This window comes from Mesorhizobium sp. B1-1-5 (assembly GCF_006443065.1).
In the GTDB taxonomy this organism is placed as follows: domain Bacteria; phylum Pseudomonadota; class Alphaproteobacteria; order Rhizobiales; family Rhizobiaceae; genus Mesorhizobium.
The window spans coordinates 15588-42136 of record NZ_VFWS01000040.1 but is presented as its reverse complement, the minus strand read 5'-3'; the positions used below and the strand labels follow the sequence as shown (position 1 = coordinate 42136).

The window sequence follows — 26549 nt, the reverse complement described above, 5'->3', positions numbered from 1 at the left end:
CTCGCGCCAGCGCATCCACCCGGCTCCTCACTCCGCTGGAGCACCCCTCATCCGTCTCGGCGCTGCGCGCCGAGCCACCTTCTCCCACAAGGGGAGAAGGGGAAGTAGTCATCCGGCCAGCTTGACGCGCCTCGCGCCCCCGCCCTAGCCTTCGCCTCAACCCAACAGGAGACCCCACCCACATGGCAGGCACGGTCGAAGGCGAGAAGATCGACGTTTCCTTCAGCGGCAAGCGCTGCATCCATTCGCGCAATTGCGTGCTCGGCAATCCGCATGTCTTCGTGCCCAACGCGCCGGGCGAGTGGATCCATCCTGAAGCGGCAAGCGTCGAGCAGGTCGTGGCGCTGGCGCAAAACTGCCCCTCGGGCGCCATCACCTACAGCCGCAAGGATGGCGGGCCGCAGGAGAAGCCGCCGGTGGTCAACACCGTGCGGTTGCGCGAGAACGGCCCGCTGGCGGTGCATGCCGAGATCGTGCTCGGCGAGGACACCTTCTTGCGCGCCACGCTCTGCCGCTGCGGCCTGTCGCAGAACAAGCCGTTCTGCGACAACAGCCACATCAAGGCTGGCTTCACCGCCACAGGCGAGCCGCCGCTGAAGGAAGCGCAGGTGCTGGAGGCGCGGGACGGCCCGCTGACGGTCACCCCCACCGTCAACGGCCCGCTCAAGGTCGAAGGCAATGCCGAGATCGTCACCGGCACGGGGCATACCATCGCCCGCACCACAAAAGTTTTCCTCTGCCGCTGCGGGCACTCGGCCAACAAGCCGTTTTGTGACGGGTCGCATAAAAGAGTGGGCTTCGTGGCATGACAAACGCCGCGCCCGCCTTAGCTTAGGGGGAGGACTCTGAGGAGGAATCCACCATGCGCACCATGCTCACCCTTGCCTTGCTTGCCTTCGCAATGCCCGCCTTCGCCGCAAACCACGCGGTTGAGATCAAGGACATGAAATTCCGCCCGGCCAAGATCAGTGTCGCCGTTGGCGACACCGTGACCTTCACCAACGCCGATTCCAAGACGCACACCGCCACGGCGGACGACGGTTCCTTCGACACCGGCCACCTCGCCAAGGGCAAGCGCGCCAAGGTCAAGATATCGGCCGCCGGCGCGCATCCGTTCCATTGTGCGATCCACAGCTCGATGACGGGCACCGTCACGGCGAAATAGGCGGCGGCGCTTAAAGGACTGCTGCGCAGGCCGGCGCGAGGCCCCCCTCTCTGGCCTGCCGGCCATCTCCCCCTCAAGGGGGGAGATCAAATGTCGCCGGCGCTTTCGCCAATCGCCAACGTCGCAAAAGGGGGCGCCGGCGTCCAAGCTGCCAATCTCCCCCCTTGAGGGGGAGATGCCCGGCAGGGCAGAGAGGGGGGCCTCGCGCCGACATCTCAATAAACACCCCGGCGCTTCCCCCCGTGGCCCATCCCTCCCGTCTTTATCCGCCGGCGCGTATCGGCTAAGGGCTTCCCAACAAAGCCCTCGACCCCGGACCGCCTCGCAGAAATGACCGCCAAGCCTCACCCTCTCTTCCTCGGCATCGACACCGGCGGCACCTACACCGACGCGGTGCTGTGGTCGGAGGAAGGCGGCCCGAAGGGCAAGGTGCTGGCCAAGGCCAAGTCGCTGACCACGCGCCATGACCTCGCCGTCGGTATTTCCGGCGCGGTCGACGCGGTGCTGGAACAATCCAGGACCGATCCTGCCTGGATAAAACTGGTCTCGATGTCGACGACCTTGGCCACCAATGCGCTGGTCGAGGGCCAGGGCGGGCGCGTGGCGCTGGTGATGATAGGCTTTTCCGAGGCCGACCTCGCGCGCGACGGGCTGAAGACGGCGCTTGGCACTGATCCGGTGGTCTTCTTGCCCGGCGGCCATGACGTGCACGGCAATGCGGCAAAACTCGATCTTTCCGGGCTCGAGGCGGCGCTGCCCGAGCTTGGGCATTCGGTGTCGGGCTTTGCCGTCTGCGCCTATTTCGCCACCCGCAACCCGGCGCATGAGCTGGCGGCCCGCGACCTGATCCGCGACAAGACCGGCCTGCCGGTCACCGCCAGCCACGAGCTTTCGGCCAAGCTCGGGGGCCCGCGCCGCGCGCTCACCACCTTGCTCAACGCGCGCCTGATCTCGATGATCGACCGGCTGGTGGCGGCGACCGAAGGTTTTCTGGCCAAGCGTGGCATCGCAGCACCGCTGATGGTGGTACGCGGCGACGGCGCGCTGGTCTCGGCGGCCTTTGCCCGCCAGCGGCCGATCGAGACGATTCTGTCCGGCCCGGCCGCCAGTCTTGTCGGCGCCCGCCACATGACCGGGCTGGATGATGCCATGGTCTCGGATATCGGCGGCACGACAACAGACGTCGCCGTGCTCGATGGCGGCCGGCCGCGGCTTGATCCGGAAGGCGCCACCGTCGGCGGCTTCCGCACCATGGTCGAAGCCGTCGCCATGCGCACATTCGGCCTTGGCGGCGATTCGGAAGTGACGCTGGAAGACGGCGCGCTCGACCCAAAAATTCTGCTTGGGCCGCGCCGCCTGGTGCCGCTGGCGCTGTCCGGCATGGTGCATGGCGAGGCGGTCACCACCGAGCTGGAGCGCCAGCTGCGAGCGCCCAATCCCGGCCGCATGGACGGGCGCTTTGCCCTGCGCACCGGCGTGCCGGAGCGGCTCGCCGCCGGTCTCACCGGGCCGGAAGCGAAGCTCTACGAGACGATCGGCGCCACGCCGCTGGCGCTCGACAGGCTGCTCGCCTCCAACGCCCAGAACGCCACGCTGAACCGGCTGGTCGCGCGCGGGCTGGTGCACATCTCGGGCTTCACGCCGTCCGACGCCGCCCATGTGCTCGGCAAGCAGGCCAATTGGGATGCCGCCACCGCCCGGCTCGGCGCCGAGCTTTTCGCCCGCCGCCGCGACGGCCGCGGCCAGACGATCGCGGCGACGCCGGAGGAGATTTCCGATCGCGTGCTCGTCACGCTGACCCGCTGGTCGGCCGAATACATCTTGGAGACCGCCTTTGCCGAGGACGGGCTGGACGGCGCCGCCACCGTCGCGCATGCGCTGGTGCAGCGCGCTGTCGACGCCCATCCCGGCATCGCCCGCTTCACCGTTGCGCTCGACCGCCCGGTCATCGGCCTCGGCGCCTCGGCGCCGCTGCATTATGCCGGCCTGCCGCCGCTGGTCGGCAATGGCTGCATCGTGCCGGAAGACACCGATGTCGCCAACGCGCTCGGCGCCGTGGTCGGCCAGGTGCGCGTCTCGGCCGAAGCCCGCGTCAGCCAGCCCAAGGAAGGCCTGTTCCGCCTCGCCTCGGGCCAGACGGTGCGCGACTTCACCGAGGAGGACAAGGCGATCGAGGCGGCGCAAGCCGATGTGCGGGCGCTCGCCGCCGATCGCGCCAAGGACGCAGGCACCGACAGCGCCGAGATCCACGTTTCCACCGAGTTCAAGGTCTCGACCATCGAGGGCCAGCGCATGTTCATCGAGGCGCATGTGGTGGCCGTGGCGTCGGGACGGCCGCGGATCGCGGTGTAGCGCCTTTTCCTTCTCCCCTTGTGGGAGAAGGTGGCCGCGAAGCGGCCGGATGAGGGGTGCTCCAGGGAAAGCCAGCGTCTCACTCCGCTGGAACACCCCTCATCCGTCTCGGCGCTTGCGCGCCGATCCACCTTCTCCCACAAGGGGAGAAGGGAAAGGCCGCGCCCCTCTACACCCTAAGCCGAATTGACCCCGCAACCCCAAACATGCCAAACGCCCGGCAAGCCACCTATCTGGAGACGTGCAGATGACCGACCGCATCGAGATCGCCGGGTTGCGGATTGCCCGGGAGCTCCATGATTTCGTGGCCGCGGAGGCCACGCCCGGCACCGGCATCGATCCGGAAAAATTCTGGACCGGCTTTTCAGCGATCGTCCACGACCTCGCGCCGAAGATTCGCACGCTGCTGGCCAAACGCGACGCCATGCAGGAGAAGCTCGACGGCTGGTATCGTGAGAACGGCGCGCCGCTCGACATGGAGGCTTACAAGACTTTCCTGAAGGAGATCGGCTATCTGGTGCCGGAAGGGCCGGCCTTCAGCGTCTCGACCGAGCATGTCGATCCCGAGATCGCCGTCGTTGCCGGGCCGCAGCTGGTCGTGCCGGTGATGAATGCGCGCTATGCGCTCAACGCCGCCAATGCGCGCTGGGGCTCGCTCTATGATGCGCTCTACGGCACCGACGCCATTGCCGAAACCGGCGGCGCCGAGAAGGGCAAAGGTTTCAATCCGGCGCGCGGCGCCAAGGTGATCGCCTGGGCGAAGGATTTTCTCGATCACTCGGTGCCGCTGACCACCGGCAAATGGGCGGGCGTCAATGGGCTGTCGGTGGCGAATGGCGCGCTGAAAGCCGGCGAGGGCGCCGGCGCCACGACGCTCGCCGATCCAAGGCAGTTCGTCGGCTATCGCGGCGATGCCGCCACGCCGGAAGCGGTGCTTCTGGTCAAGAACGGGTTGCATATCGAAATCGTGATCGACCGCGCCAACCAGATCGGCAGGACCGATCCGGCGGGCATCGCCGACGTCCTCCTCGAAGCCGCGTTGACCACCATCCAGGACTGCGAGGATTCGGTCGCCGCCGTGGATGCGCAGGACAAGGTCGTCGTCTACCGCAACTGGCTTGGCCTGATGAAGGGCGACCTCGCGGAAGAGATCACGAAGGGCGGCAAGACCTTCGTCCGCAAGCTCAATGCCGACCGGAGCTACATTTCACGCGCGGGCGGCACCATCACCTTGCCCGGCCGCTCGCTGATGCTGGTGCGCAATGTCGGCCACCTGATGACCAATCCGGCGATCCTGGATCGTGACGGCAACGAGGTGCCGGAAGGCATCATGGATGCGGCGCTCACCGCGCTGATCGCGCTGCACGATGTCGGCCCGAACGGCCGGCGGATGAATTCCCGCGCCGGGTCGATGTATGTGGTGAAGCCGAAGATGCACGGGCCGGAAGAGGTCGCCTTCGCCGTCGAGATTTTTGATCGCGTCGAAGCGCTGCTGGGCATGGCGAGGAACACCATCAAGATGGGCATCATGGATGAGGAGCGGCGCACCACCGTCAACCTCAAGGAAGCGATCCGCGCCGCAAGAGAGCGCGTGGTGTTCATCAACACCGGCTTCCTCGACCGCACCGGCGACGAGATCCACACCTCGATGGAAGCCGGCCCGATGATCCGCAAGGGCGACATGAAGCAGGCCGCCTGGATTTCCGCCTATGAGGCCTGGAATGTCGATACCGGGCTGGAATGCGGGCTCGCCGGCCACGCCCAGATCGGCAAAGGCATGTGGGCGATGCCGGATCTGATGGCGGCGATGCTGGTTGAGAAGATCGCGCACCCCAAGGCCGGCGCCAACACCGCCTGGGTGCCGTCGCCGACGGCCGCCACGCTGCACGCCACGCACTACCACAAGGTCGACGTGCATGCCGTGCAGGCGGCGCTGAAGAGCCGGCCGAAGGCGAAGCTCGACGACATTCTGTCGGTGCCGGTAGCGGTGCGGCCGAACTGGACGCCGGACGAGATCCAGCGCGAGCTCGACAACAACGCGCAGGGCATCCTCGGCTATGTCGTGCGCTGGATCGACCAGGGCGTCGGCTGCTCGAAAGTGCCCGATATCAACGATGTCGGCCTGATGGAGGACCGCGCCACGCTGCGCATCTCCTCGCAGCACATCGCCAACTGGCTGCGCCATAAGGTTTGCTCGGAAATCCAGGTCAGGGATTCGCTGCAACGCATGGCGGCGATCGTCGACCGCCAGAATGTCGGCGACCCGCTCTACCGGCCGATGGCGCCCGATTTCGACAATTCCATCGCCTTCCAGGCCGCCTGCGACCTGGTGTTCAAGGGGACGGTGCAGCCGAACGGCTATACGGAGCCGGTGCTGCATAAGCGGCGGCTGGAGCTGAAGGCGCGCGAGCAGTAGCGCGGCGCAAGCGGGCGCCGATCACGTAAACGAGATGTCGAGGTGATCGGCGGCCGGCCCGCAAGGCATTGACGATTTTCAATCTACCTACTAGTTGGCAGGGAGTTGAGTGAAAGGAATCGTCATGCCTGCACGAACGAACCATGCCCAGTCCTCCAACGGCTGGCTCAAAAGCTATTACTATCTGCGGTTTGCCGTGTCGGCGGCCTGGGTCGCGGTAGCCTTCACCGTCGCCAAGTCGGTTCCGCCGCTCGCCGCCGTCATGCTGGTGACCTACCCCGCCTGGGACGCGCTCGCGAACTATGTCGACGCGCAGCGCAGCGGCGGCTTGGGCCGCAACAAGTCGCAGCTCCTCAATTTCGCCGTCAGCATTCTCACCGCGATCGCGGTCGCTATCGCGCTTGGCCGCAGCATGAATGCGGTGCTCGCGGTCTATGGGGTCTGGGCGGTCGTCTCCGGCGCGTTTCAGCTCCTCACCGCGGTGCGTCGCTGGAAGAGCAACGGCGCCCAATGGGCGATGATCCTGAGCGGCGCCCAGTCGGCGCTAGCCGGCCTCTTCTTCGTCAAGATGGCGGGCGGCGCCGATGCCATCAGCATCGCCAATGTCGCGCCCTATGCCGCCTTCGGTGCCTTCTACTTCCTGGTGTCCGCCGTGTGGCTTTCTGTCGGCGATATTCTTCGCAAGTCGCGGCGGGTCGCGAGTTGAGGTAGGCATGTCCATGGACAAGCCCTCCAACACCGCCGATGACATACTGGCCGCCGCGCGAAGCTTCATCGTCGCCGGCGGCTATAACGGGTTCAGCTACGCCGATATCGCCGACGTGGTCGGTATCCGCAAAGCCAGCATCCATCATCATTTCCCGAGCAAGGTCGACTTGGTGCGAACCCTGGTCAAGCGCTACCTCGAGGATGCCGTGACAGGCATGACGGAGCTAGAGCGCAATGTGCCTGCGCCGCCTCAGTTGCTGCGCACCTATGCCGGCTTCTGGGCGCAGTGTATCGAGGACGCGAGCAGGCCGATTTGCGTCTGCGCGCTGCTTGCCAGCGAGCTTCCGGCCCTTCCGCCTGAGGTGGCTGCGGAGGTCCGAGCCTATTTTCAATTTCTCTCGGGGTGGCTGACCGGCGTCATCGAGCGCGGCGCCGCGCAAGGCACATTGACGATCGCCGCCGCGCCGCGCGTCGAAGCGGAGGCCTTCATGGCGACCGTGCACGGGGCGATGATTTCGGCGCGGGCCTATGGCGATGTCCTGACCTTCAGCATGATCCTGGCGCCGACGCTGCAGAAGCTGATCCCGGCTCGAGATTGAAGAGGGACGAAAGCCAGGCTCGCTTGCGGTCACGCCGCCTGCGCCATCCGCTCCGCGCTCATGCGATAGGAGATCGCCTCGGCAAGATGGATGCGGCCGACGGTTTCGCTGGCGTCGAGGTCGGCCAGCGTGCGGGCCACCTTCAGCACGCGGTGATAGGCCCGCGCCGAAAAGCCGAGCTTTTCGCTGGCGTCCTTGAGCAGCGTCAGCCCGGCGCTATCGGGCTTGGCGATCTCCTCGACGATCGAGGGCGGGCAGTGCGCGTTGGTGGTGGCGCCCGCGCCCAGTCTTTCCAACCGCTCGCGCTGCATGGCGCGCGCACGCGCCACGCGCTGCGCCACCGCCGCACTCGTCTCGGCCTTGTCCGGCCGGATGAGGTCGCTCGCCGAGACCGCCGGCACCTCGATCCTGAGGTCGATACGGTCGAGCAGCGGGCCGGAAATGCGCGCCTGATATTCGGTGCGGCAGCGGTCGCCGCGCAGGCAGCGATAGCCGGGTTCGCCCGACATGCCGCAGCGGCACGGATTCATTGCCGCCACCAGCTGGATGCGCGCCGGATAGGTGACGCGGTGGTTGGCGCGCGCGATCATGCAGTCGCCGGTTTCCAGCGGCTGGCGCAGCGCATCCAAGGTCTGCGGCGTGAATTCCGGCAACTCGTCGAGGAACAGCACACCGTGATGGGCGAGCGAGACCTCACCCGGACGTGCGCGCAGCCCGCCGCCCACCATCGCCGCCATCGAGGCCGAATGATGCGGGGCGCGAAACGGCCGCCGGTCGGTCAGCTTGCCTTCGCCGAGCTCGCCGGCGACGGAGGCGATCATCGACACTTCGAGCAGCTCCTTCGGTGCCAGCGGCGGCAGGATCGAGGGCAGGCGCTGCGCCAGCATCGACTTGCCCGAGCCGGGCGGCCCGACCATGAGCATATTGTGGCCAATTAATTGACATTGGCCGAGAGGCGACCCAGATAGCGCCGATGACCAAGCGCGGAGCCCAAGCCCCAAGGGCCTATTCCTATATCCGGATGTCGACCGAAACCCAGTTGAATGGCGATAGCAGGCGTCGCCAGTTGGAGCTCTCGGAGCGTTACGCCCAAAATCACGGCCTCGAACTGGTTGAAGAGTTCAGGCTAGAGGACATCGGCGTCTCGGCATTTCGCGGTGCGAACCTGGCGGTCGAGTCGAGCCTCGGCCGCTTCTTGATTTCGGTGAGGAAGGGCGAGGTTCCATCGGGCTCATACCTTCTGCTTGAGTCCCTCGATCGCCTTAGCCGGCAGGACGTTTTCACGTCGCTGTCTCTCTTCACTGACCTGATCAAGGCTGGAATCAAGATCGTCACCTTGGCCGATGATCAGGTCTACACCTCCGAAAAAACCGACTTTAGCCAGCTAGTCGTCTCACTAGCAATCATGAGCCGGGCCCACGAAGAGTCTCTGACCAAGAGCCGACGCCTCGCCGAGGCCTGGACGAATAAGCGCCGAGGGGCATATCAGAAGAAACTCACGCGGTTGGCGCCATCTTGGCTCGATCTGTCGTCTGACAGGACCTCGTTCCAGATCAACGAAGACCGGGCGTCGGTGGTCAGGTCGATGTTCGACGATGCAGCCGCCGGGTTGGGGACGTTCTCGATTGCTCGGCGCCTTAATCGGTCTGCCGCGCCGCCCTTTGGACGGTCGAAGGGCTGGCAAACATCCTACGTTTCAAAGATTTTGACGAACCGGGCTACGATTGGCGAGTACCAGCCCCACAAGATGGTCGACGGCCGCCGCATGCCGGAAGGCGAGCCGATCAGGGACTATTTCCCAGCCATCGTTGACGAGCAGCTCTTCCTTCGCGTCCAAGGGGCGCGGGCCAATCGTCGGACGGGGGGCGCTGGCCGGAAGGGTGAGTTTGTCAGCAACCTGTTTTCAGGGCTGGCAAAGTGCGCGTATTGCGGCTCGCCCATGCACTACGTCAACAAGGGGCCGGGGTCGAAGGGCGGAACCTATCTGGTCTGCGACAAATTCCAACGGGGCATAGGCTGCTCGAATAATGCCTGGCGTTACGGCCACTTCGAGGCGTCGTTCTTGACGTTCGTGGAGGAGGTCGACCTTCGACTCCTGATCCAGGGCGATGAGGAGACCTTAAACCGCAGCAGGCTCGATAAGGCCGTTCATATGCTAGACGATAGGCTGGCCAAGCTGGAGCAGGAACGCGGTCGAACCTTTCAGCTTCTGCTTGACCCCGAGCTGGCCTCTGACTTTGTCAGAAAGGAATTTGCCCGCTACCAGCGGGAAATCGAAGCTGCTTCCGCCGAAAGGGGAGCGCTGGTGGCCGAGCGACGCTTGTTCGAATCAGACGTCGCCCGGTTCCAGGAAAGCAGCCAGGAGATCCAAGACCTGGTTGGCCAACTCCGGAAGCCGGATGGGGGCGGCGACATGTTCCGGCTTAGGTCCAGGGTAGTCGCCCGGTTCAAAGCGTTGGTTGATCGTGTCGAGGTCGCCGCGCTCGGGATTGATCTCGAAAATGCCTCAGTTGTGTCAGCCGGGCAGTTCCCGTCAACGGTTGGGTCACTACCGCGCCAGTTTGCCGTCATCTTTCGAGACGGTGGTCTGCAACGCATTGTCCAGCCGATTAAGTCGGACCCTGCCACTGGAGAAACTCAGCTTCTGCGTTCGATCGAGCCAAAAGGTAGATGGATGGGTCGTCCGGCTGGAGAACGCGCCTAGAGGCTAGGTCCGCTGCGCTTCTGGTACTCGGCGTGAAGGCGCCAGAACTCGCCGTAGAGGCGACGAAGCCGAAGATCGGCAACACTGTTCTTGAAGTTGGTGTAGTCGATCGCGTTCATCCTGTCGGCGAGGACCTTGACCAGCCGATCCGGTGAAGTGAAATGTCGACAGGAATAATCCCGGCCCGGCGACATCACGATTTCCTGACCGGGGAAAAGGCGTTCGAGATGGGTTGAATTCCTAGCCCTGACCACTAGGGATTCGAGCCGTTCTCGATCCTGAACAATTGAAACAAAGCTATCGTTGAAGCAGATCCACATTCTGGCCCCCGTAAGCCGGCTATCTACATCGCCTTGATGATCTCTGACAGGGCTCGGCCGGAAAGTTCGAAAAGATCGCGCCAGGAACGGCTTTGCCGACCAGGTCCGCAATGGCATGTTGCTTATCGGCAATATTCCACCATTCTACCGCAGGAACATGCGGCTGGGGGCGGTGCTGGACCGAGCTTAACCAAAGACACCCGACGCGTGGCGAAGGTTGTCCGTATGAACATTGCGATGCAGCCGTCAATGGCGGGACAGATCTCGAATGAATTTCCAATCCATGATCGCTTCGGGTCGGTATTCCATTTCCTTGGCGGCGTAGGCCGCAACCCGGCGGAGATCTCCAGCGGTCTCTGGTATTTGCTGAATCATCATCTTACCTCTCGGTGCGATAGGCCGAGGCCGGCAACCTCGAAGCTCGACGGTCGGGTCAAACGCGAACCAGAACTGGCCATTCATGAGGAAATGAATCCCGGACGCGCTGTCGGGCGCGGCGACTATCAAGTGCGCGTGGTGGTCCGGATACCGTTCGAAAAACACAGCACCTTCCATTCGACGGTCCGACTGAAGCCAATTCCGGCCGAGATAAAAGCGATCAACGCGCGCCGCCCAGCCTACCAGGGCGTCTTCAAGGGCCAGGCGCCTTGACCCGGGCGTCAGCATCGCCGTTACATGAAAAAGCGGCCTTCTGAACTTTGAAATCGTATCGATCAGACCCCTTCTGTACTGCTCTCGCTGCTCTCGCGTCATTGCTTTCCCTGACCGGCTTTCCGGTATTTAGGGTGGGTGCAAACCGCACGCGAGCGCTTGCACCAGGTCTCTGGGAAACCTCGACCAAGCCGCTAGATGCAAGAGAGCGCAGGCCGCGAGATTTTGCGTCCTTGTCGACGCCAAGATCGTCTAACACGCGCCTCGGTATCGAAACCCAGTCCGAACCAGTCAGCGCCTGCTGATGATGAATCGCAAGTAAAATGGCTAAGCACTTCCCGTCGAGGCAAGATGCAGCGGATATTTGGTCGAATGGTATCGGCCCTCGCAAAAACCTCGCTCTCTTTCTCGCAGCCTGACCAACCAAAAATGGTGTTTCCATCTCGACTTCCGAGATCGATCGGTCGGCGATCATTTGCTTAGCCATCGTGCTTCACCCTTTCAAGCCTGCCAATAATTCGATCCCACATGTCGGCACCCCTCTCGTCGACAAATCGACCCGGCGCTTTTATAACGACCGAGTCCGTCCGGATCGGCAGGCCGCAAACCGCCTCACCTGCTTGCGCCATGATCCTCCTCATTTCAGCCAACCGGTCGTCCAATTCTTCCAGTGGGCTCTCGATAAGGAATGCATCATGAACTGGGGCAGCCACCCGGATGCCCAGTTCAACGGCAGCAATCGCTGCGATCCGCATCATCTCGGCCCCATTTGCCTGCATCGGAAAGTTCATCAGCGAGGTCGGCTTGGTGCCGGGACCGACGCGAGCCTTCCACCCAAAAGTCGACTGAACCTCATGGCTAAGGTAGGCGCTGTCGACGGAGTCCGAGTTAAAGCGCCAGTAGCGGTGGTAGATTCGCTTGTGCTTCTCCAGCAATTCCGACGCGTGCGCGATGGTGATTCCAGCGCTTGCTGCAAGGGCATCTCGTCCCATTCCATACCCGAGGCCCAGGACGATTGCCTTGCAGACGCTGCGAATCCTCGGATGTGACCGCGGCGACGCATCGTGCGGAGCCAACCCCGCTTCTACTGCGAAAGCCATATATGGGTCTCCGGTCAAATATGCTTGGATAAGGCGCTCATCGCCAGAAAGGCCACCAGCGATGCCGATCTCTTGGGCCGCCCAGTCGACATATGCCAAGGCGGTTCCAGCTTCAGGCTTAATCAACTGCCGCATCCATCTGGCCGGGCCGTAAATCATCCTGGAGTTCGACGGCTGGTTCCGTCCAGTTACCGACGAAAAGGGGGACAGGCCGCACCTGTTCCGCCCGTCGGAACTCACCTGAAGGCCAGCGCCATTCATCCTAGCCACTGTTCGGCGCAACTCATGCAGCGTGCGAATCGCCGGGTTCCCGTCGGCCATCCTGCTGAAAGTCTCATCGTCCAGCGCACAAGCGCCCGAAGGGAGACGCGGCCAGGTTATACCCGCCTTGGTCAAGAACCTGGCGAACTGGTCGTGCTTGAAAGTCGTCCCTTCATAAACGCCGAAAAATCCATCGACCTCATCGATCAGTTCCCCCTTGATCGCCATCCAGTTGTCCCTGGCACGGCGATAAAGCCTGTGATCGACGGGAATTCCGTTGCGCACGATCTCGGCTACAGCGGCCATGTATCGGCCGCGCAGCAATGCCCTGTCTAAGTCGAGGCCAGGCATCATCCTAGGAAGTAACTCAGCTAACGCGAGAACGTCGCTCTCGCAGTAACCAAGGATCTGGAACTGCTCAGATTCCGACCAAGACTGCCTGGACAAAATCAGTTCGCGAAGGCGCTCCTTTTCAGCAACCTCGATGTGACCAAGACCCCGGATCGCCATCGCGTCCAAAAGAGAATTGCCGACCTTCGCGCCGAAGGTATTCGTCTCTACCCGATGCTCAGCAAAAAGGTCGATCACGCGCGCCGGCAACGGCCAACCCAGTTCCAAGAAACAGGACAGTTCCGCTGGCGCAAAGTAGGCGACGAACAGGCTATTCGGGCCGACGTCAAATGGAGCCCGACTCGCGGCATAGAGCCCGGTCCTCCACAGCCTGATTGTACGCCGGCTCTTCAGTTCAAGGGCGACCATGCAGACAGGTTTTGGCACTTCTGGCTCGCCGTTGTACTCGAAGTCGACAAGCCAGATTTCCTGGAAGGCGGCGATGGCATCGCCGTCCTGCTTTTCATACAGCACCATGTTTCACATGCCCTGCAGCCGGCGAATGATCGGGTGGTTTTCCGCATCAATCACCCGTCCGTTGAATGCGGTCTTCAGCATTTCGTTGATCGGGATCGACGAGAAGGTTGCGTCTTTGAGATCTCCGAGCGCCCGGTAGATGCGGTAGGCGCCGAGGTTCGTGTCGCCTGCGATCCTAACCCAGCCTCTCTTGGACTCCGCGATGGCGGCCAACTTCGACGCCGCCCAATTGCACACCCTGCCGTCCTGCGGCAGGGTAACCGGCCAGATGCCCATCACGCCGGTGCTGGTCACAAAATGATAGAGCGTCGCGATCCGGTCTTCGCCCAACATGCAGTTCCGCATTGACGGCGGAACGAAATAGGTCGTGTCGCGGTCCTGCTTGTCGATGAAGACGGCAACCGTGAGAGACATCGCCTGGTCAGGGCAGACGCGGAAGAACTCATGGCGAGCCGGCTTCCGGACGGGAATGGTCGTGAAAACCTCAGAAACGGGCTGGAGCGCCTCCGAGGGGTTGATGCGGATAGCTTCCAGATCGTCGAAAATGCTGGCCTTGCTGGCCGGCTTGCCTTCGTAGTCGGTGAAATCGGTCATTGGTTTCCTCTTGATTTCGGTTTTCATCGCGATCTCACGATGATCGCCGAAACCCAGCGGTCGACGCCAATGTCAAAATTGGTCAAACTATGCCATCTGCTGTCAGGTTGGCCATGCCTCCTTCTTGGCTCGGCGGAGCGTTTCGACACTGACCTGATCCTTCCCGGCTGCACGTAGGTCATAATTTAGCTGGCTAAGCATCGTTTTTTCCGTAACGCCGCTGGGCCGATCGAGGCCGTAGCGTAGCCGCAACAGCTCGACCGACGCCGCGAGCTTCGTGCTCTTGCTGGGCAGGGTTTGAAGCGGCTGGCTTTGCGAATGATCCAGCAACGCTTGGGGTGGTCGCGGTTGCGGGGCATCTGGTGTCACGTTCTCGGCGCCCGAAAATTCGAGCTCCAGCCTCAGCTGATCGTCCGGCAAAGCGAGGAGACGACGGCGTTCGCGCGCTGCGTCCTGCCGCATTTCTTCAATCTGCGACTCTTCGAATTCGTCGCCACCGCTCAGCCTCGGCCCCCGGCAAGGGATACGGCTTTCGACGATCTGGTCGATAATGGCGTCGCGGTCGGCTAGCGAAAGGGGCATGTTAATTCTTCCAGGGTCGTATCCGATGGTTTCGCGCCGGCGCTAACCCGGGCCATCTTCTCATTATATAATAGGCACGTCGCCGTTCGAAGAAGCCTTGCCGCCGGCCTTGTCGCTGCCGCCGATTTCGCGCAGGAATCTGAACACGGTTGCCTTGCCGATCCGAAGCTGGCGCGCGATGGAATTCAGGCTCTCCCCTGACCTGCGCAGAGCGAGAATCTCGTCGCCACGATCTCGGGCTACAGGCTTCCGACCCCTGTATCTTCCCTCGGTCTTCGCCTTCGCGATTCCTTCGCGCTGCCGCTCCAGCATCATCTCGCGTTCGAATTCGGCGACCCCGCCCAAAACGCTTAGCATTAGCTTGCCTGTCGGGGTGCCCGTGTCGATGCCCATGTTCTCAATCTTGACCGCGACAGCCTTGCACCTGAGCCGATCGAGAACTCCCCAAATGTCCTTCACAGACCGGGCAAGGCGATCCAGTTTGGTAACCACAAGCGTGTCACCTTCTCGGGCGAAATCGATCGCCGATTCCAACGCCCTGCGCTGACCCGTCGCGGACACCTGTTCGCTAAAGATTTTCTCGCAGCCCAGAGCGGTGAGATCCCGCACCTGGGCCGCCAGGCCGGCTTCCTGATCAAGCGTCGAAGTTCGGGCGTAGCCAATTAGCATTCAGCCTCCTCGGTCCAATGAGGTGGCTTCTGTAAACTGAACTGGTCCAAAGTACATGCCGATGTCGTGGACCGGACGGCCTCGCTCGCTGGAACCGGTCCATACGGCCAAGGCCTAGTGGACCGTCAGATAACTAAACGATCGTCACCGGCGGTTTTTGTCACCGACGCTGGCATACTGCCGAACCCGATGGTTGATTGATCAGTAGTGACTTGGCCTTAGCACACGGAAGCCGCCTATCGCGTCAGTTCGACCGATACTGCATCTGCGTTCATTTTCACGTCATGGGGGGCTGGGCTGTTAGCATTTTTGAGGAAGGCGAGAAAACCAAAAAGAATGGAGAACACGATTACCGACAACAAGAGCCCACCTATCGAGGGGACATTGCCGCCGGGCTCGTAAAAAGCGTCCTGTGACGATTCCTGGCGTGACCGCAAGGCTGGTTTTGCGGCAGGGCCTTGGACGAACATCCTGTCCTGCTCCTGGGGCCAGCTGCCAAGCTGCGACGACGATGGAGGTCGATTTAGGGGTTTCGGGCCAAAATAGGTGCAAAGCGCCCCATTTTGATCGCGGTAGAAACCGTTTCTTACGACCTTTCCATCGTCAGAAATGAAGGTGTTTTGATCGATCCAGTCGGCCATGCAGGCGTCTCCCCTTCTTCAATCGGCCGATGGCGAGAAATCGAGGTCACTAGCGCCCCATGACATGTGTCTCCGACGATCAGTAGAATTCCGCAACCAACGTCCAATCTCTTCCAGATATGTTCGTTTGTCGCTGTCCGCCGTCAGCAATTCTGCCTCTATCCAGCGGATCAGTTCAGTCTTGGTCTTTGTTTCCACGTTAGATTATCCCCTTTGCGAAGCCGTTCCCGCAAGCGCGCGATTTGAGCGAGGCAATACCTGTCATCACGGTCCACCCGGCAGTGCATTTACATATTATAGTTGATAAACTCATGCGTGGAAACCGTCGATTGGTTGGCGCATGGACATGCGCAAATTGGTCGGCAGGAACTTCGCGCGGCTGCGCGCAGCCGCCGGTTTGACGCAGGAACAGGTCGCCGAACGGGCTGATATCAGTCAGCAGTACATCAGCGGACTAGAACGCGGGCAGCGCAACCCGAGTCTTGAGACACTATACAAGATCGCGCAGGCCCTGAGTGTCAGCCATGTCGAACTCGTGCGACCCGACGAGGAAACGGGCTGCGGGCAATAGCGCCAATCCCGGTCAAAGCGGTAATAGCGAAACCTGAGGGCGATGATGCTCTCGAAAGGCAGAGGCCACAAGTTCGAATCTTGTCGGGTCCCCAACAAAATCAACAAGTTAGCTAAAAGCATCGTTGGCTTCCCACAGACGTTTCCTACATGGCAAGGAACGGCGCACGCCCTAAGCGGAGATTAGAAACCAGCAGCCGCAAAATCGGTAAAGTGGGTCAAGCCGCGAGCCTTGGGGAAATAGGTCGTGGAGTCTTGCACGGGACCAACTGATTGGGAATAGGACCCATTTTGATCGTGGGCGTACCAAGAACAGAAACCGGGAGCATGAACCAACAGAACGGAATCTTGCCCCTGATTTTTGGCAGTTGCGTCGACCACGCAATGCGCCACGATGCGCCGTTCGAATTGGGAGCGACCGTCGGTGTCGCCGGTGGTTGCGAATTCGGTAACGTACACGAAGCGAGGGACCTCCAAGTTCCTGATCACCTGCTTTACCGGATTTGAAAACCGATTTCTGATACCTCGCTTCTTATATTTCCAACCATATGTCAGGTATGTCCTGGCAACGACGGTGTTGGACGCCATCGCGCCGACCAATACATCACCTAGTTGTTCCGATGTACCTAATTTGCCGGCATGCCTGGCTTTGAACGCAGGCCAGTCCGCCGCATAAGAAATGAGGCTTCCCCAGGCTAGGGCTTCCGCCTTCTCTGCTGGGAGATACACCTTCTCGGGCAGCGGGATGATCAAATAGTTGACGTTTGCTTCAATCGAATAGTTGGCTTCTGAGAGAGGACTGTTGGGGCGCAAACCTACTCGAATGTTTGGTCCTAACTGATCGTCGTTGGCATAGAACGTCTCACAATATTCTGCCCTAGTGGGATGGGATGGCAGTGGGCCAGATGGAGTTTGCCTCAATACCTGTCCGGTCGTGACGATAGCATGGCCGACGTTCTGACCCGGAAACGTTAGCCCCGTTATGACAGGGATGCCGGAATCGACGTATCTGTTGATCACGTCCGCCGGCCGGACGGACCCCCAGGTCGGCACTCCAGCGACGGAACCCGTAGCAGCATATATGAGCGGTTCCCTTCCGGCATGTCGCATGGCGGCGACCATGTTTCCAACGCTCAGGAATTCTGACCCCGCCGGAACTACGGTGTTAATCATAGCCTCTGAATGAGCGACTGCAGCCTTAGTGATTGAGACAGTCGACAGCCACGGCCCTCGGTGGCGTACGTGGAAATGCCGCGCCGCGATCCAAATGGACGCTTGGGCACAGGCGCCAACACGCGAATCCTGCTGCGTCATTGGCACGCCTTCCACTTTTAGCTCCGCGCCAAAGACGTGCGCGGAGTATTCACCTCTCACAAGAAGATGCCCTTCATGATTAGCTGGCGGTGGCGGTGGCGCAAAAAGGGCCTGCCCAACAGGAGCCTGCGAAATCGGGCGCAGAACGATTTGGCCGATAAAGGCAGACGCCTCAAGCTTCTCCAGAACCTCGCCTGCGTCACCTGAATTTACAAAACTCACATCACTGGCAAAAAACAACAGCCGGGTGCAGAGTTTGGTATGGCGCCTGAAAGTCTTGGAATAGTAAGCTGAATACGCCTCACTAAAATCCTTATCGAGGTAATTATCCTCGATAAGTACCGACTTCGCAGACAACTCTTGGAGACGCCTTACGAGAATGGCCGGTATATTCGGATTTACCTGTTCGGCATTTAGCCTAGCTTCAAGCTTCGCCCAATCGCCTGGCGCGGCAAGCGCCAAAAAACTAAACGCCATCCGCCCCCCGCCGAATGATGTCTATTAGCCGAATATGAGGCTGCCGCTCAACTGCTCAGCCGAACGGATGCTGTCATCGATGTCGCGCAAAGCCTCGATCGTTTCCTGAGGCATGGTCCAACCCAGCCCCGGAACGCGTTCCGCAGCCATCTCACTGCTCACTTCGATTTCCAAATCGATTGCCGCCGAGACTGGCTCACCCATGCGATTCTCCCCTGCGATTCGCTTCTTATGCATCGTCTTAACCTCTTGATCAGATTCACGTTCTCAGGAAAGAGAACGATATTTCAAAGGGTTAGTGGATATGCACTCTGCGGGGCCATATATACACGAAAGTTCTTGACGCGCCATAAATTTCTTGACCAACGATTCGGTACGTCAACAGTTCCCTCCTAGTTGCTGCATGTTGCAGCAATCTTCGCGCCTTAGCAAAGCGTCTCGCACGCCACGCCGTCGTTGTCCCGATCCAGCTTCCCGCCCCACGAGCAGTTCTGCAGGTACCATTGGGCTTCGTCGCAAGAGCTGACCTGCTTGCACGTCCGCCGCGGCTCGCACGAATAGCTGCTCTGCCCGACCAGCTTGCGGCTGACGATGCCGAGCGGCTGGCTCGCGGGCGCCGCGCCGTCGGCGTGCGACGCGCGCCAGTTCCACGGCGCTTCGAACTTACCGACCCATAGTCCGACCTTGGCCGCTTCCGCCGTCGCCTGTTGCGGCGCGTAGGCGCCGTGGCTGTAGCGCGGCCAATCGAGCGCCTGGCCGTGCTCGACCATCCACGCCGCCACACTGGCGCCGTCGGCGCGTCGGCAGTCGCCGACGAAGCGATGATAGCGATCCCATTCGACGAATGTGCATTGCACCGGCCGCGAAGCCGCCAGGTAGCTATCCAGCGCTTCGGCCGATCGCCGGCCGCACGGGTATTCGAAGCCCTTGGCGTCATCGCAATACTGCCGGCTCTCCGGCGCGTCGATGCCGTTGAACCGGATCCGCTGGCCGTGAATTTCGATCGTGTCGCCGTCGATGATCGATGCGACGCCGGTGATCGGCGCCGGCGTGGTGCCGACAACGTTCTGCAGATTGACCTCGTGCAGGCTGTCGCCATGCCGCATGGCCGTGAGCGCGGCCAGGGCTCCGACCGCTGCAACGGTTACGAAGATGAGGCGCCGCGGTGCCGCACTCCGTCGCCGACGAGGGCGCAATCGAAACGTCATCGCTACTCCGCCTCATGTCCGGTTCGGCCGCCCGGTCTCGCTTCGGCGGCGCGTTCACCGCAGGGCCGGCCCGCGCTGTCGGTCTGGGTGCGCAGATCGCACGGATGATTGCCTGAGTCCCCACCGCCTCCACCGCCGCTTCGACCGGATTTCTGACCCGCCGGCGTCAGGGGAATCCCGAGATATCGCTGGGCGACACCAGCGCTGCGCTGGCCATTGCCTTCGATGTGGGTGTTGTTGCTGTTCGGGTTGAATGGATCGACCGTTTGCAAAAGGCGATTCGTATAATTTGCATCACCTGACGCTAAGGTCATCGTATCGTAATTGTTGAGGTAGTCAGCGGCGCAGCCGGATACTGCGATAACCGCCACAAGGCAAAATACAAGTCGCCCGACCATTTTCCCCACTCCCCAGCCAGAAAGTGACACAGGACGCAATATTTTGCAAACCGGCGAGCTGGTCTTGAGTACGGCCAAAGGTCGCTCGGGCGTGCGAGCTTCTGATCCGTGAATCTCGCTCGCTGTTGCCGCTCGGCTACAGCCCTTTTGCCAGGACCGCATTAAGAACGGCTTGTGCGGATTTCCCGGGTTTTGGCGGACCGGCTAGGGAAACGGGCGCACACGCAGTTTGAGGGAAGATGGCCCGTCGGCGTTGTTCGGCGGGCTTTTCTTGTCACGCTCCGTTGGCGTCCTCTGACGCGAAGGTAATGCCAGCCAATTCGAACGCCTGTCGGATAGCTGCTATTTTCGAGGGGCGCAGCGTCCTTTGACGATTCTCGAAATCGCGGATCGTCCCTTCGCTCATGTTCGATTTGGCGGCTAGGCGCACTTGCGACCATTTCAGAAGGGCGCGAGCCGTGCGCAACTGCTCTGGCGTCAATCCGTCGAAGAGCCGGAGGACATTTAACTGTCATCTCCAGTGGCTTGTGCCCGCGCTGGTCGTGCCAAATGACTTGCGGCAAGTCACGTCTGTCGAATGCCTGCCCTCAGGCCGGGCAGATTTGGAAGTGCTCTTCCTCCGTGGCTGCCCTCCGCACCATCAGGCTGCCTATGATCGGCAGTCCCAAATCCGAGAGCTTGGTCAACCCCGCAGCTTCCTGGCTTCGCGCTCCAGCGTCTTTCGATCGTTGCCGTGCGCGCCGATCAGTTCCCGGACCTGCTCGGGTGTGATGCGGTGCTGCTTGGCGAAATAGCGGACCTCGTAGTCCTCATCGGCCGATACCCGGTCGCGGTCACGAAAATCGCGTTTGCTCGTGTCGTCTGTCATGGCTGGTCCTCCTGGTTAAAAAGAACATCCAGTGCCGGCGAATGTTCCGATCTGCTTTTTCAGCAATCGCTAACGGAACGGAAACGGCCGTGCCATATTGAATCAAATTCGAATTGGCGTTGGGGTTGCGTGGGTGCGTTTGAAGTTCATACCGCCGTTGATACCGACGCTTGTCGACAAGCCCCCAAAGGGGGACGGCTGGATTCACGAGGTCAAGTTTGACGGCTACCGGTCGCAGATCGTCCGCGACGAAGACGGTGTACGCATCTACACGCGCCGCGGACTCGACTGGACGGCGAAATACCGCGACCTGGTCGCGGCCGCCGGCGAGCTCAACGCCGAAAGCGCCATCATCGACGGCGAGATCGTCGTCTTGGAGGAAGGGGTCATTCCGACTTCGGCGAGCTGCGCAAGGACATCACCCGGCGCCAGCATGACCTCTATTTCGTGACCTTTGATCTGCTGCACCTCAACGGGCACGATCTCCGCGACATGCCTCTCGTCGATCGGCGGGGGATCCTGCAGGCGATGATCCCGGCCGGCGGCCGGATTCAGTTCAGCGAAGCACTGCCGGGCACTGGCGCGGCTGTCTTCCATCTTATCGACCAGGCCGGGCTTGAAGGCATGGTTTCGAAGCGCAAGGACAGTGTTTATCGGAGCGGCAGCTCGACGGCGTGGCTGAAGATCAAATCCTACGCCGTCGACGAGTACGATTTGCTCGGCGTCGAGCGCGAACCCGGCAAGCCAGCGTTCGCTCTCATGGGCGAAAGAGGCACAGGACGCTATGTTGGGGCGGCGTTCATCACCTTGAACCGCGAGATGCGCGAACGGCTCTGGCAGCGTGTACAGGAGTACGCTGGACGGGCGCCGAACGGCATGAAGCGGCCCGCGACGCAATGGGTCAAGCAGGGCTTGATCGGCCGCGTGAAGCATTTGCGCGGCGAGGAAGATTTAAGGCACGCGTCGCTCCAGGATTTCGAGAGGAAGACTGAAAGTTGGTCGGAAAAGGGAGCGGTAAGCGCACTTGGAAACAAGACTGAAGCTCACCCCCCCATGATGCACCAAGTTCTGAAAAATGAACATTTTCACGGCACCTGGTTCGGCTGCGCATCTCACTCGCAGCGGGCTCGGGCGATATCTCGCCGTCGGGCCGCGGACACAGTCTCGCTCTTCGTCGTAGGGAAGCCAGCCAGGCCATAGGCGTGCAGCATCGTACCGAAGCGTTTGGTGTAGACTTTGTACGTTGGAAGATCGCCGTCACTGTCGATCAAAGCGATTGTGATGTACCCGAACTTTGCGTGCAGTCGGCGAATGCCATTTAGCAACTCGTCATCGGAGAAGTATCTACCTCGTAGTCCTCTCGGAGGGCACGTGAAACCGACGCTCCTATAAAGCGCCGGTAGGCTGCCGAAGTGCACCCAATATGCATGCGAGGAGGGTGTATATGGGCACTCGTCGATTACTGCCTCCGAAAGCTTCTTCTTCTCGCGAAAGAGGCGTTTCAGACTTCTAATCATGTCCGGTTCACGCAGGCCATAGGCCCGTTTTGACCTGAATACACGCTGCGCTCGGGCAAATGTTTTGGGGTCGATAATGGGCTCCATCACCTTGGTTCGTACCCATAGGTCCGGGGGGTTGTGACGCACCGGCCCTTTCATTTTGTGGTCAGTCCGGTTGAAGACGTAGTATCCGATCATCAACTCACTACGGAGCACGCCTTTGACCCTCCCCCAGCCCCACAAGGCGCCATCGGAGGATGGTATCTTTTCGTCGTTCAACGTTTTGGTGATGTTCGCGACGCTTCGCCTCTGCTCAACAAACATGCGGAAAATACGCCGCACAATTTTGAGCTCTTCAAGAGGTCCCGGCATAAAAATGACCCGGTCCGATTTTAGCCCCTTGCGGTCGCCCGAACTCAGCCAGAATTTTGGCGTTCCGTCCTGGCTAACCAATAACCGCCGTATGCCATACAGGGCCGGAGCGCCCTGCTTGAATCCTATGCGAGCCTGCTGGATTTGCGCCCGGTATATCTTGCTGGAAAGTTCGCGGCTGTACTCGGCTGCCATTACCCGCTTGAGGTTCTTCACGATGCTGGCTACCATGCTGCCGTCATTCTCGAACGTTTCGCCGCAGTAATGGACATTGACCCCGGCATCCCGGCAGACAAATTCGTAGTGCGCGGCTTGGTCCGTATCCTGGAACCGGCCCCACCTGCTGACGTCCAATACGAGGATCGCGGAATAAGTCCGCTGGCCGGTCACAACATCGGCAAGCAACTGCTGGAGCCCGTATCTGCCTTTTAGGCTCAGCCCACTCTTGCCGGCGTCGGCATACGTGCGGACGATGGCGAAGCCTCGCGCCTCGGCATATTCCCCGATTGCAGCGACCTGGTTGTCCAGCGAATAGCGCTGATGTTCGGTTGACATGCGGATGTACTGCGCCGCCGGAACGCGAAGAAAGGTCGAGAGGCCGGTCACTAGGCCCTCCCTAACAACATTGCCAAGCATGTGTTGGGCAGAATAGCGCAATTGGCACTCGTCGATCACAGCAAATAACCTGAGCAGCGCCCTGCATCTGAACTATGCACACTGTAGTGCACACGAGTATTGCGCGGAGGCTGTCGGCTAGGAGCGCGTCGGCTACGCGTGGATGTATGAACGTGCCGTGCCTGACTATTGGGCCGAGCATGCCGAAGCATGGCTGCAGGGCTTCGACGGCGTGCCGATTGGCAGCGAGGCGAAGCCGGTGAGTGATCGGCTGGAGACAGAGCTCGACGAAGGCGCGCTCGCGAAAGGCGACAACTAGAGCGCCTTTCCCGCCCGGATCATCGCTCGAGCAATGGCAAGCTCTACCTCGACCTTGGCGTTTTCCTTCTGGGTCATATTGTCGGCCGCAATCAGCCGACGCAGCGAGCGCAGGACTTCGCCGCGCGCCCGTCCTGCTCCGAGCATGCAGTCCACGATTGCCTGAAAGCCGGGCTCCATTGCTTCCTGGCAGTCGACCTCTCGGTCGGGGTAGTCGCCTTCGCGGCTCGGTCCGCTGATCATCCGTTGCCGTCCACCGTGCTCTCTTCGTCCAATTGTCGCGGCACCGGCAGATAGGCGTTGGCGACGAGCCATTCGCCGACGATCATTTCCACCAGTTCCGGCTTGGCAGTGCCCATCTCGGCCGCCAGGCTGGTCAGCGCGTCATCGGTGCGGGGATCAAGGCTGACCCACCGGCGTTTCTGATCAGCAGCGCGGCCCGCCGCAACAGCACCTGCAGGTCCGCCCGAGAAGCGTCCGCAATGTGGTCGGCAGTGCTTTCCAGTTCATGAACGAATTGATGGCGGGACATCGGTCATGCTCCTAAAGGAAGTGCTCGCCCTCGGCCCTATGCGCATAGCAGAACCAGTGCGGCGCCTGCTTCGGCTTGGCGAACCCCAACCAGCATCCTTGCTGCAGCCGTCGTGCTCGCAAAGGTGGTGCTGGACGCCACCCGGCGTAGCGTATTCGAGGCGTGGAAGGCTGATTTCGTCACTCATAGCGGATTGATGGGTCCCACAAGGCCGGAATGGTCGTTGGGCAGCTTGTTGATCGCCGCGGAGTTCACCTCGCGTCCGACCCGGTTGAATTGAAGCAGCCCGTCGATGTCGTGAGTGAGAAGGCTCTTCAGGTCGCTTGCCGGCGTCTTCGCATTCAGCCAGGCGTCGTAGTAGGTTGGATCGAGGATCAACGGCTGTCTGTCATGAAGCTGGCGCATCGGCTCGCCGGCCGGCTCGGTTATGATCGTGCAGCTCGTGATATCCAGCGCCTTGTTGTAGGCCCAAAGCCCCGCGAAGGAGAACGGCGCATGGCCTGGCATGAAGATGTGCCAGGGGTCCTTGCCGCGATCGGCCGGGCTGATGGTCCATTCGTAGAAGCCATCGGCAGGGATCAGGCAGCGCTTCGATTTGAACGCATCTCGAAAGGCCGGGGTGGTGTCGACCGTCTCGATACGCGCATTGAACATCGGCGCCTTGGGCATTTCCTTCGCCCAGAACGGCACCAGCCACCAGCGGCCCGAGCGAACCTTATGGTTGCCGTCATCTGCGGCGGTGATGAAAGGCACCTCGTCGGTCGGCGCTATGTTGTAGCGAGGCGCGTCGTTGCGGCCGATGTCAGCCGACGCCGTCAGCCGATAGAGGCGGTGTATCTCCGACCATGGCAGGTATCTCGTGTAGCGTCCGCACATTGGCGCCGATCACTCCATGTCAGGCACGTCGCCGCTCACAAACAGCGTATTCGGCGCCCCGTAGTCCCCCGAGAGACGGATCGGCGTCCCCGGCTCCAAGCGATGACACCAACGTGTTTGCCGGCCAGTGATTTGGCGGTTCGGATCGCCCGCTCTTCACTTTGCTGATCAGCTGGACCGTACATAGGAAACAGCTCGCCGTCGTCGTCGCGGTCAAAGGCGACCACAACAATCAACTTCGGCTTTTTCTGCTCTGGAAGGACGTGCGTTGACATTCAACGGCCTCTATCAATTGAGCGGTGCTGATCCCGCCTCGAGCGCGTCGATCGCGTCGAGCACTGCCTGGCGCTTCGGCTCGATCGGTTCATTGGGAGTGAACTGAGCGCACGCCAGGGGCGTATATGCAACGGTTACTGCGGTGACGAGTTCTCTCGCCAACTGCCCATCGGCCATCTCGTCGGTCGCAACGTTGGCCAGCAGAGCGACCCTTTCGTCGTAGAATTCGTTCTTGCCGTCCTCCGCTTGAATAATGGCGCGCAAACGCGCCAGCGCGGTGACACGATCCACAAGCTGCGTTTCGGGGTCGTGCAGCAGTTGCAAACCGCGAACCTCGCTCCGCTTCTCATCCGACCAGCCCTCACAGCATGCCTTGATTGCGGCATTGCTGGCCGCCCACCAAACGTCAGCGGCAGCACACTCGTCTTCCGATGGCTCTTGGTCCGGCGGAAAGCCCATGTCGTCCCAGCCTTCGACGGCGAATGAGCCTTCAGCCGCTTTCTCCGCGGTTAAGCCAGATTGCTCGATCACGGCCCGAGCTGCGGTGAGACCGCGCTGTTTTTCTTCAGGGGTGGCGCCCCTGGCGTCCATCATAATGTCCATGACCGGCCTCCTGTGGCTGTCAGGACATCAGTGAACAAAAAGAGAACGCTGGAGTCAAGAGCCTCTTGACCGAGTAGGATTAAGTTCCTCATTTCACCATATGCCGGAGCAACCCGAGAAGTGGCCGAGAGGCGCCCGATGGACGTTGACGCATGCTCACGACGCAGGGCAGGTGGCCGGCATCCGCTGCGGCAAATGCAACATCACTCGCTACTTTAAGCCGCTCGACTTACGGGAGGTCATCGGCAACGTCACGATCGATGAGGTGAGGGACAAGGCGCGCTGTCAAAAGTGCGGCAGCCGCGAATGGATGAGCGCGCAGCTATTCCACGCCACCGGCGAGCAGGCTCACACGATCAGATATCGGCGCCTGGTGCAGATCAGATGGGAGAAGCGCGTGATCTGGCGAGATGAGTAGTTGTCGCAAACCGCGTCGCCGCGTTGCCCAACGGGCTATTGTCGGTCGGCGCGGTCCGGTTTATTTGCAGCCGCTCTCATACCGGAGGATCAAATGGAATCTGCAGATGCGATGGTCGTTTGGACGCCGAACCGCGCCCCATTCTTGGAGAATGCAACGAGGGGCAGGGTCGCTGTAACGGGGATACCGGAGGATCCTGAAACGAAAGGCTTTACACATTCTGTGGGCGTGTGTGATCGCGGTTGGCGCGAAAAATCAGAAGCAGAACGGCAAAAAGCGCTCCACCGTCTCGCAGACCAGATGATCAAAAGAGACAACATTTTGTCAGGCGACCTCGAAGAGGCCTTCGATCAGATCGAGGGCTGGCCGGGCATCGGAAACGCGCCATTTGACAAACCCAGCCGTGGCGAGTCCGGAACATAACGGTCGGACTTGACCGTCACTTTGCTATCACGGGGTGGGCGAAGCCCCCCCCAAGCTTAGTCATCGCATAGCATACGGTGGTCCTTGGGCGCCGCGCTGCCCGCGTTTGCATAGCGCTAGAAACGCTCCTTGGCTGATCATAGGCCTGCCGTG

29 protein-coding genes and 2 pseudogenes are annotated in these 26549 nt (G+C 61.2%); 13 read left to right on the top strand and 18 right to left on the bottom strand.

All coding sequences use genetic code 11. The annotated features are described in order from the left end of the window. The first annotated feature begins 182 nt into the window (after positions 1-182). The 6 genes from FJ980_RS15025 (at position 183) to FJ980_RS14995 (ending at position 7240) form a co-directional block, all read left to right on the top strand. On the top strand, positions 183-809 hold the full coding sequence (locus tag FJ980_RS15025; RefSeq protein ID WP_140543900.1) for a CDGSH iron-sulfur domain-containing protein: 627 nt from the start codon (positions 183-185) through the stop codon (positions 807-809). 53 nt (positions 810-862) lie between these two features. Then, positions 863-1165 (top strand): cupredoxin family copper-binding protein, encoded by a 303-nt coding sequence (locus FJ980_RS15020; protein ID WP_140543898.1) that lies wholly within the window; start codon positions 863-865, stop codon positions 1163-1165. A 330-nt stretch (positions 1166-1495) separates the two neighbouring features. Further along, positions 1496-3517, top strand: coding sequence for a hydantoinase/oxoprolinase family protein (locus FJ980_RS15010; protein WP_140543896.1), 2022 nt, complete (start codon positions 1496-1498; stop codon positions 3515-3517). 247 nt (positions 3518-3764) lie between these two features. Further along, positions 3765-5933 (top strand): malate synthase G, encoded by a 2169-nt coding sequence (locus FJ980_RS15005; protein ID WP_140543894.1) that lies wholly within the window; start codon positions 3765-3767, stop codon positions 5931-5933. Between the two features lie 124 nt (positions 5934-6057). Beyond that, entirely contained in the window at positions 6058-6639 is a 582-nt protein-coding gene (locus FJ980_RS15000) for a DUF308 domain-containing protein (RefSeq protein ID WP_140543892.1), read from the top strand. A gap of 13 nt (positions 6640-6652) precedes the next feature. Continuing rightward, a complete protein-coding gene (locus FJ980_RS14995; RefSeq protein ID WP_140543910.1) occupies positions 6653-7240 on the top strand; it encodes a TetR/AcrR family transcriptional regulator in 588 nt (195 codons plus the stop codon). A 29-nt stretch (positions 7241-7269) separates the two neighbouring features. On the opposite strand, the pseudogene FJ980_RS14990 reads toward FJ980_RS14995, so the two are convergent. After that, a pseudogene (locus tag FJ980_RS14990) lies at positions 7270-8172 on the bottom strand (ATP-binding protein); the annotation flags it as partial. 41 nt (positions 8173-8213) lie between these two features. Here FJ980_RS14990 and FJ980_RS14985 point away from each other — a divergent pair. Continuing rightward, on the top strand, positions 8214-9944 hold the full coding sequence (locus FJ980_RS14985; RefSeq protein ID WP_140543888.1) for a recombinase family protein: 1731 nt from the start codon (positions 8214-8216) through the stop codon (positions 9942-9944). Here the strand turns inward: FJ980_RS14985 and FJ980_RS14980 are convergent. Then, positions 9941-10138: a hypothetical protein gene (locus FJ980_RS14980; RefSeq protein WP_140543886.1), complete on the bottom strand. Its 198-nt coding sequence runs from the start codon at positions 10136-10138 to the stop codon at positions 9941-9943. The genes FJ980_RS14985 and FJ980_RS14980 overlap by 4 nt on opposite strands. Positions 10139-10489: 351 nt before the next feature. On the opposite strand from FJ980_RS14980, the gene FJ980_RS14975 reads away from it, so the two are divergent. Beyond that, a complete protein-coding gene (locus tag FJ980_RS14975) occupies positions 10490-10915 on the top strand; it encodes a hypothetical protein (RefSeq protein WP_140543884.1) in 426 nt (141 codons plus the stop codon). A gap of 479 nt (positions 10916-11394) precedes the next feature. Here the strand turns inward: FJ980_RS14975 and FJ980_RS14970 are convergent, their stop codons facing one another. From FJ980_RS14970 to FJ980_RS14950, 5 genes are all read right to left on the bottom strand, one after another. After that, positions 11395-13143: a DNA polymerase gene (locus FJ980_RS14970; RefSeq protein WP_140543882.1), complete on the bottom strand. Its 1749-nt coding sequence runs from the start codon at positions 13141-13143 to the stop codon at positions 11395-11397. Between the two features lie 3 nt (positions 13144-13146). After that, positions 13147-13764 (bottom strand): hypothetical protein, encoded by a 618-nt coding sequence (locus FJ980_RS14965; RefSeq protein ID WP_140543880.1) that lies wholly within the window; start codon positions 13762-13764, stop codon positions 13147-13149. A 75-nt stretch (positions 13765-13839) separates the two neighbouring features. Next, positions 13840-14319 (bottom strand): hypothetical protein, encoded by a 480-nt coding sequence (locus FJ980_RS14960; RefSeq protein ID WP_140543878.1) that lies wholly within the window; start codon positions 14317-14319, stop codon positions 13840-13842. A 63-nt stretch (positions 14320-14382) separates the two neighbouring features. Beyond that, on the bottom strand, positions 14383-14988 hold the full coding sequence (locus tag FJ980_RS14955; RefSeq protein WP_140543876.1) for a recombinase family protein: 606 nt from the start codon (positions 14986-14988) through the stop codon (positions 14383-14385). A 236-nt stretch (positions 14989-15224) separates the two neighbouring features. Further along, positions 15225-15629, bottom strand: coding sequence for a hypothetical protein (locus tag FJ980_RS14950; RefSeq protein WP_140543874.1), 405 nt, complete (start codon positions 15627-15629; stop codon positions 15225-15227). 340 nt (positions 15630-15969) lie between these two features. Between FJ980_RS14950 and FJ980_RS14945 the strand changes: the two genes are divergently transcribed. Further along, positions 15970-16200 carry a helix-turn-helix transcriptional regulator gene (locus tag FJ980_RS14945; RefSeq protein WP_140543872.1) on the top strand — a complete coding sequence of 77 codons (231 nt, stop codon included), beginning with the start codon at positions 15970-15972 and terminating at the stop codon, positions 16198-16200. A gap of 182 nt (positions 16201-16382) precedes the next feature. Here FJ980_RS14945 and FJ980_RS14940 read toward each other — a convergent pair whose 3' ends face one another. From FJ980_RS14940 to FJ980_RS14915, 6 genes are all read right to left on the bottom strand, one after another. Continuing rightward, entirely contained in the window at positions 16383-17990 is a 1608-nt protein-coding gene (locus FJ980_RS14940) for a hypothetical protein (RefSeq protein WP_140543870.1), read from the bottom strand. A 24-nt stretch (positions 17991-18014) separates the two neighbouring features. Next, positions 18015-18194 carry a hypothetical protein gene (locus FJ980_RS14935; protein ID WP_140543868.1) on the bottom strand — a complete coding sequence of 60 codons (180 nt, stop codon included), beginning with the start codon at positions 18192-18194 and terminating at the stop codon, positions 18015-18017. A gap of 221 nt (positions 18195-18415) precedes the next feature. Then, positions 18416-19198 carry an excalibur calcium-binding domain-containing protein gene (locus FJ980_RS14930; protein ID WP_140543866.1) on the bottom strand — a complete coding sequence of 261 codons (783 nt, stop codon included), beginning with the start codon at positions 19196-19198 and terminating at the stop codon, positions 18416-18418. Between the two features lie 2 nt (positions 19199-19200). Next, positions 19201-19596, bottom strand: a complete 396-nt coding sequence (locus tag FJ980_RS14925; protein ID WP_140543864.1) for a hypothetical protein — start codon at positions 19594-19596, stop codon at positions 19201-19203. A gap of 274 nt (positions 19597-19870) precedes the next feature. Further along, positions 19871-20062 carry a helix-turn-helix transcriptional regulator gene (locus tag FJ980_RS14920; protein ID WP_281406329.1) on the bottom strand — a complete coding sequence of 64 codons (192 nt, stop codon included), beginning with the start codon at positions 20060-20062 and terminating at the stop codon, positions 19871-19873. A gap of 216 nt (positions 20063-20278) precedes the next feature. Next, on the bottom strand, positions 20279-20464 hold the full coding sequence (locus FJ980_RS14915) for a DUF3606 domain-containing protein (RefSeq protein WP_140543860.1): 186 nt from the start codon (positions 20462-20464) through the stop codon (positions 20279-20281). 133 nt (positions 20465-20597) lie between these two features. Between FJ980_RS14915 and FJ980_RS14910 the strand changes: the two are divergent. Beyond that, positions 20598-21664 (top strand): annotated as a pseudogene (locus FJ980_RS14910) (ATP-dependent DNA ligase). On the opposite strand, the gene FJ980_RS14905 reads toward FJ980_RS14910, so the two are convergent. Next, positions 21577-22941, bottom strand: coding sequence for a recombinase family protein (locus FJ980_RS14905; RefSeq protein ID WP_181181210.1), 1365 nt, complete (start codon positions 22939-22941; stop codon positions 21577-21579). The pseudogene FJ980_RS14910 and the gene FJ980_RS14905 overlap by 88 nt on opposite strands. 172 nt (positions 22942-23113) lie before the next feature. Here FJ980_RS14905 and FJ980_RS34685 point away from each other — a divergent pair, with 172 nt between their 5' ends. Then, positions 23114-23269 carry a hypothetical protein gene (locus FJ980_RS34685; RefSeq protein ID WP_181181209.1) on the top strand — a complete coding sequence of 52 codons (156 nt, stop codon included), beginning with the start codon at positions 23114-23116 and terminating at the stop codon, positions 23267-23269. Here the strand turns inward: FJ980_RS34685 and FJ980_RS14900 are convergent. The 4 genes from FJ980_RS14900 to FJ980_RS14880 all read right to left on the bottom strand — a co-directional run bounded on the left by FJ980_RS14900 (position 23266) and on the right by FJ980_RS14880 (position 25555). Then, positions 23266-23511, bottom strand: a complete 246-nt coding sequence (locus FJ980_RS14900) for a hypothetical protein (RefSeq protein WP_140543856.1) — start codon at positions 23509-23511, stop codon at positions 23266-23268. The two genes, FJ980_RS34685 and FJ980_RS14900, sit on opposite strands and share 4 nt — an antisense overlap. Positions 23512-23644: 133 nt before the next feature. Then, complete coding sequence (locus FJ980_RS35945; RefSeq protein WP_348640654.1) at positions 23645-23800, bottom strand: hypothetical protein; 156 nt, start codon at positions 23798-23800, stop codon at positions 23645-23647. Positions 23801-23983: 183 nt separating this feature from the next. Beyond that, positions 23984-24676: an SOS response-associated peptidase gene (locus FJ980_RS14890; protein ID WP_140543854.1), complete on the bottom strand. Its 693-nt coding sequence runs from the start codon at positions 24674-24676 to the stop codon at positions 23984-23986. Between the two features lie 288 nt (positions 24677-24964). Next, the gene (locus FJ980_RS14880; protein WP_140543852.1) at positions 24965-25555 is read right to left on the bottom strand and encodes a hypothetical protein; all 591 of its coding nucleotides are present in this window, start codon (positions 25553-25555) and stop codon (positions 24965-24967) included. A gap of 172 nt (positions 25556-25727) precedes the next feature. On the opposite strand from FJ980_RS14880, the gene FJ980_RS14875 reads away from it, so the two are divergent. Further along, entirely contained in the window at positions 25728-25973 is a 246-nt protein-coding gene (locus tag FJ980_RS14875) for a hypothetical protein (protein ID WP_140543850.1), read from the top strand. A gap of 93 nt (positions 25974-26066) precedes the next feature. After that, entirely contained in the window at positions 26067-26396 is a 330-nt protein-coding gene (locus tag FJ980_RS14870; RefSeq protein WP_140543848.1) for a hypothetical protein, read from the top strand. Positions 26397-26549: the final 153 nt, after the last annotated feature.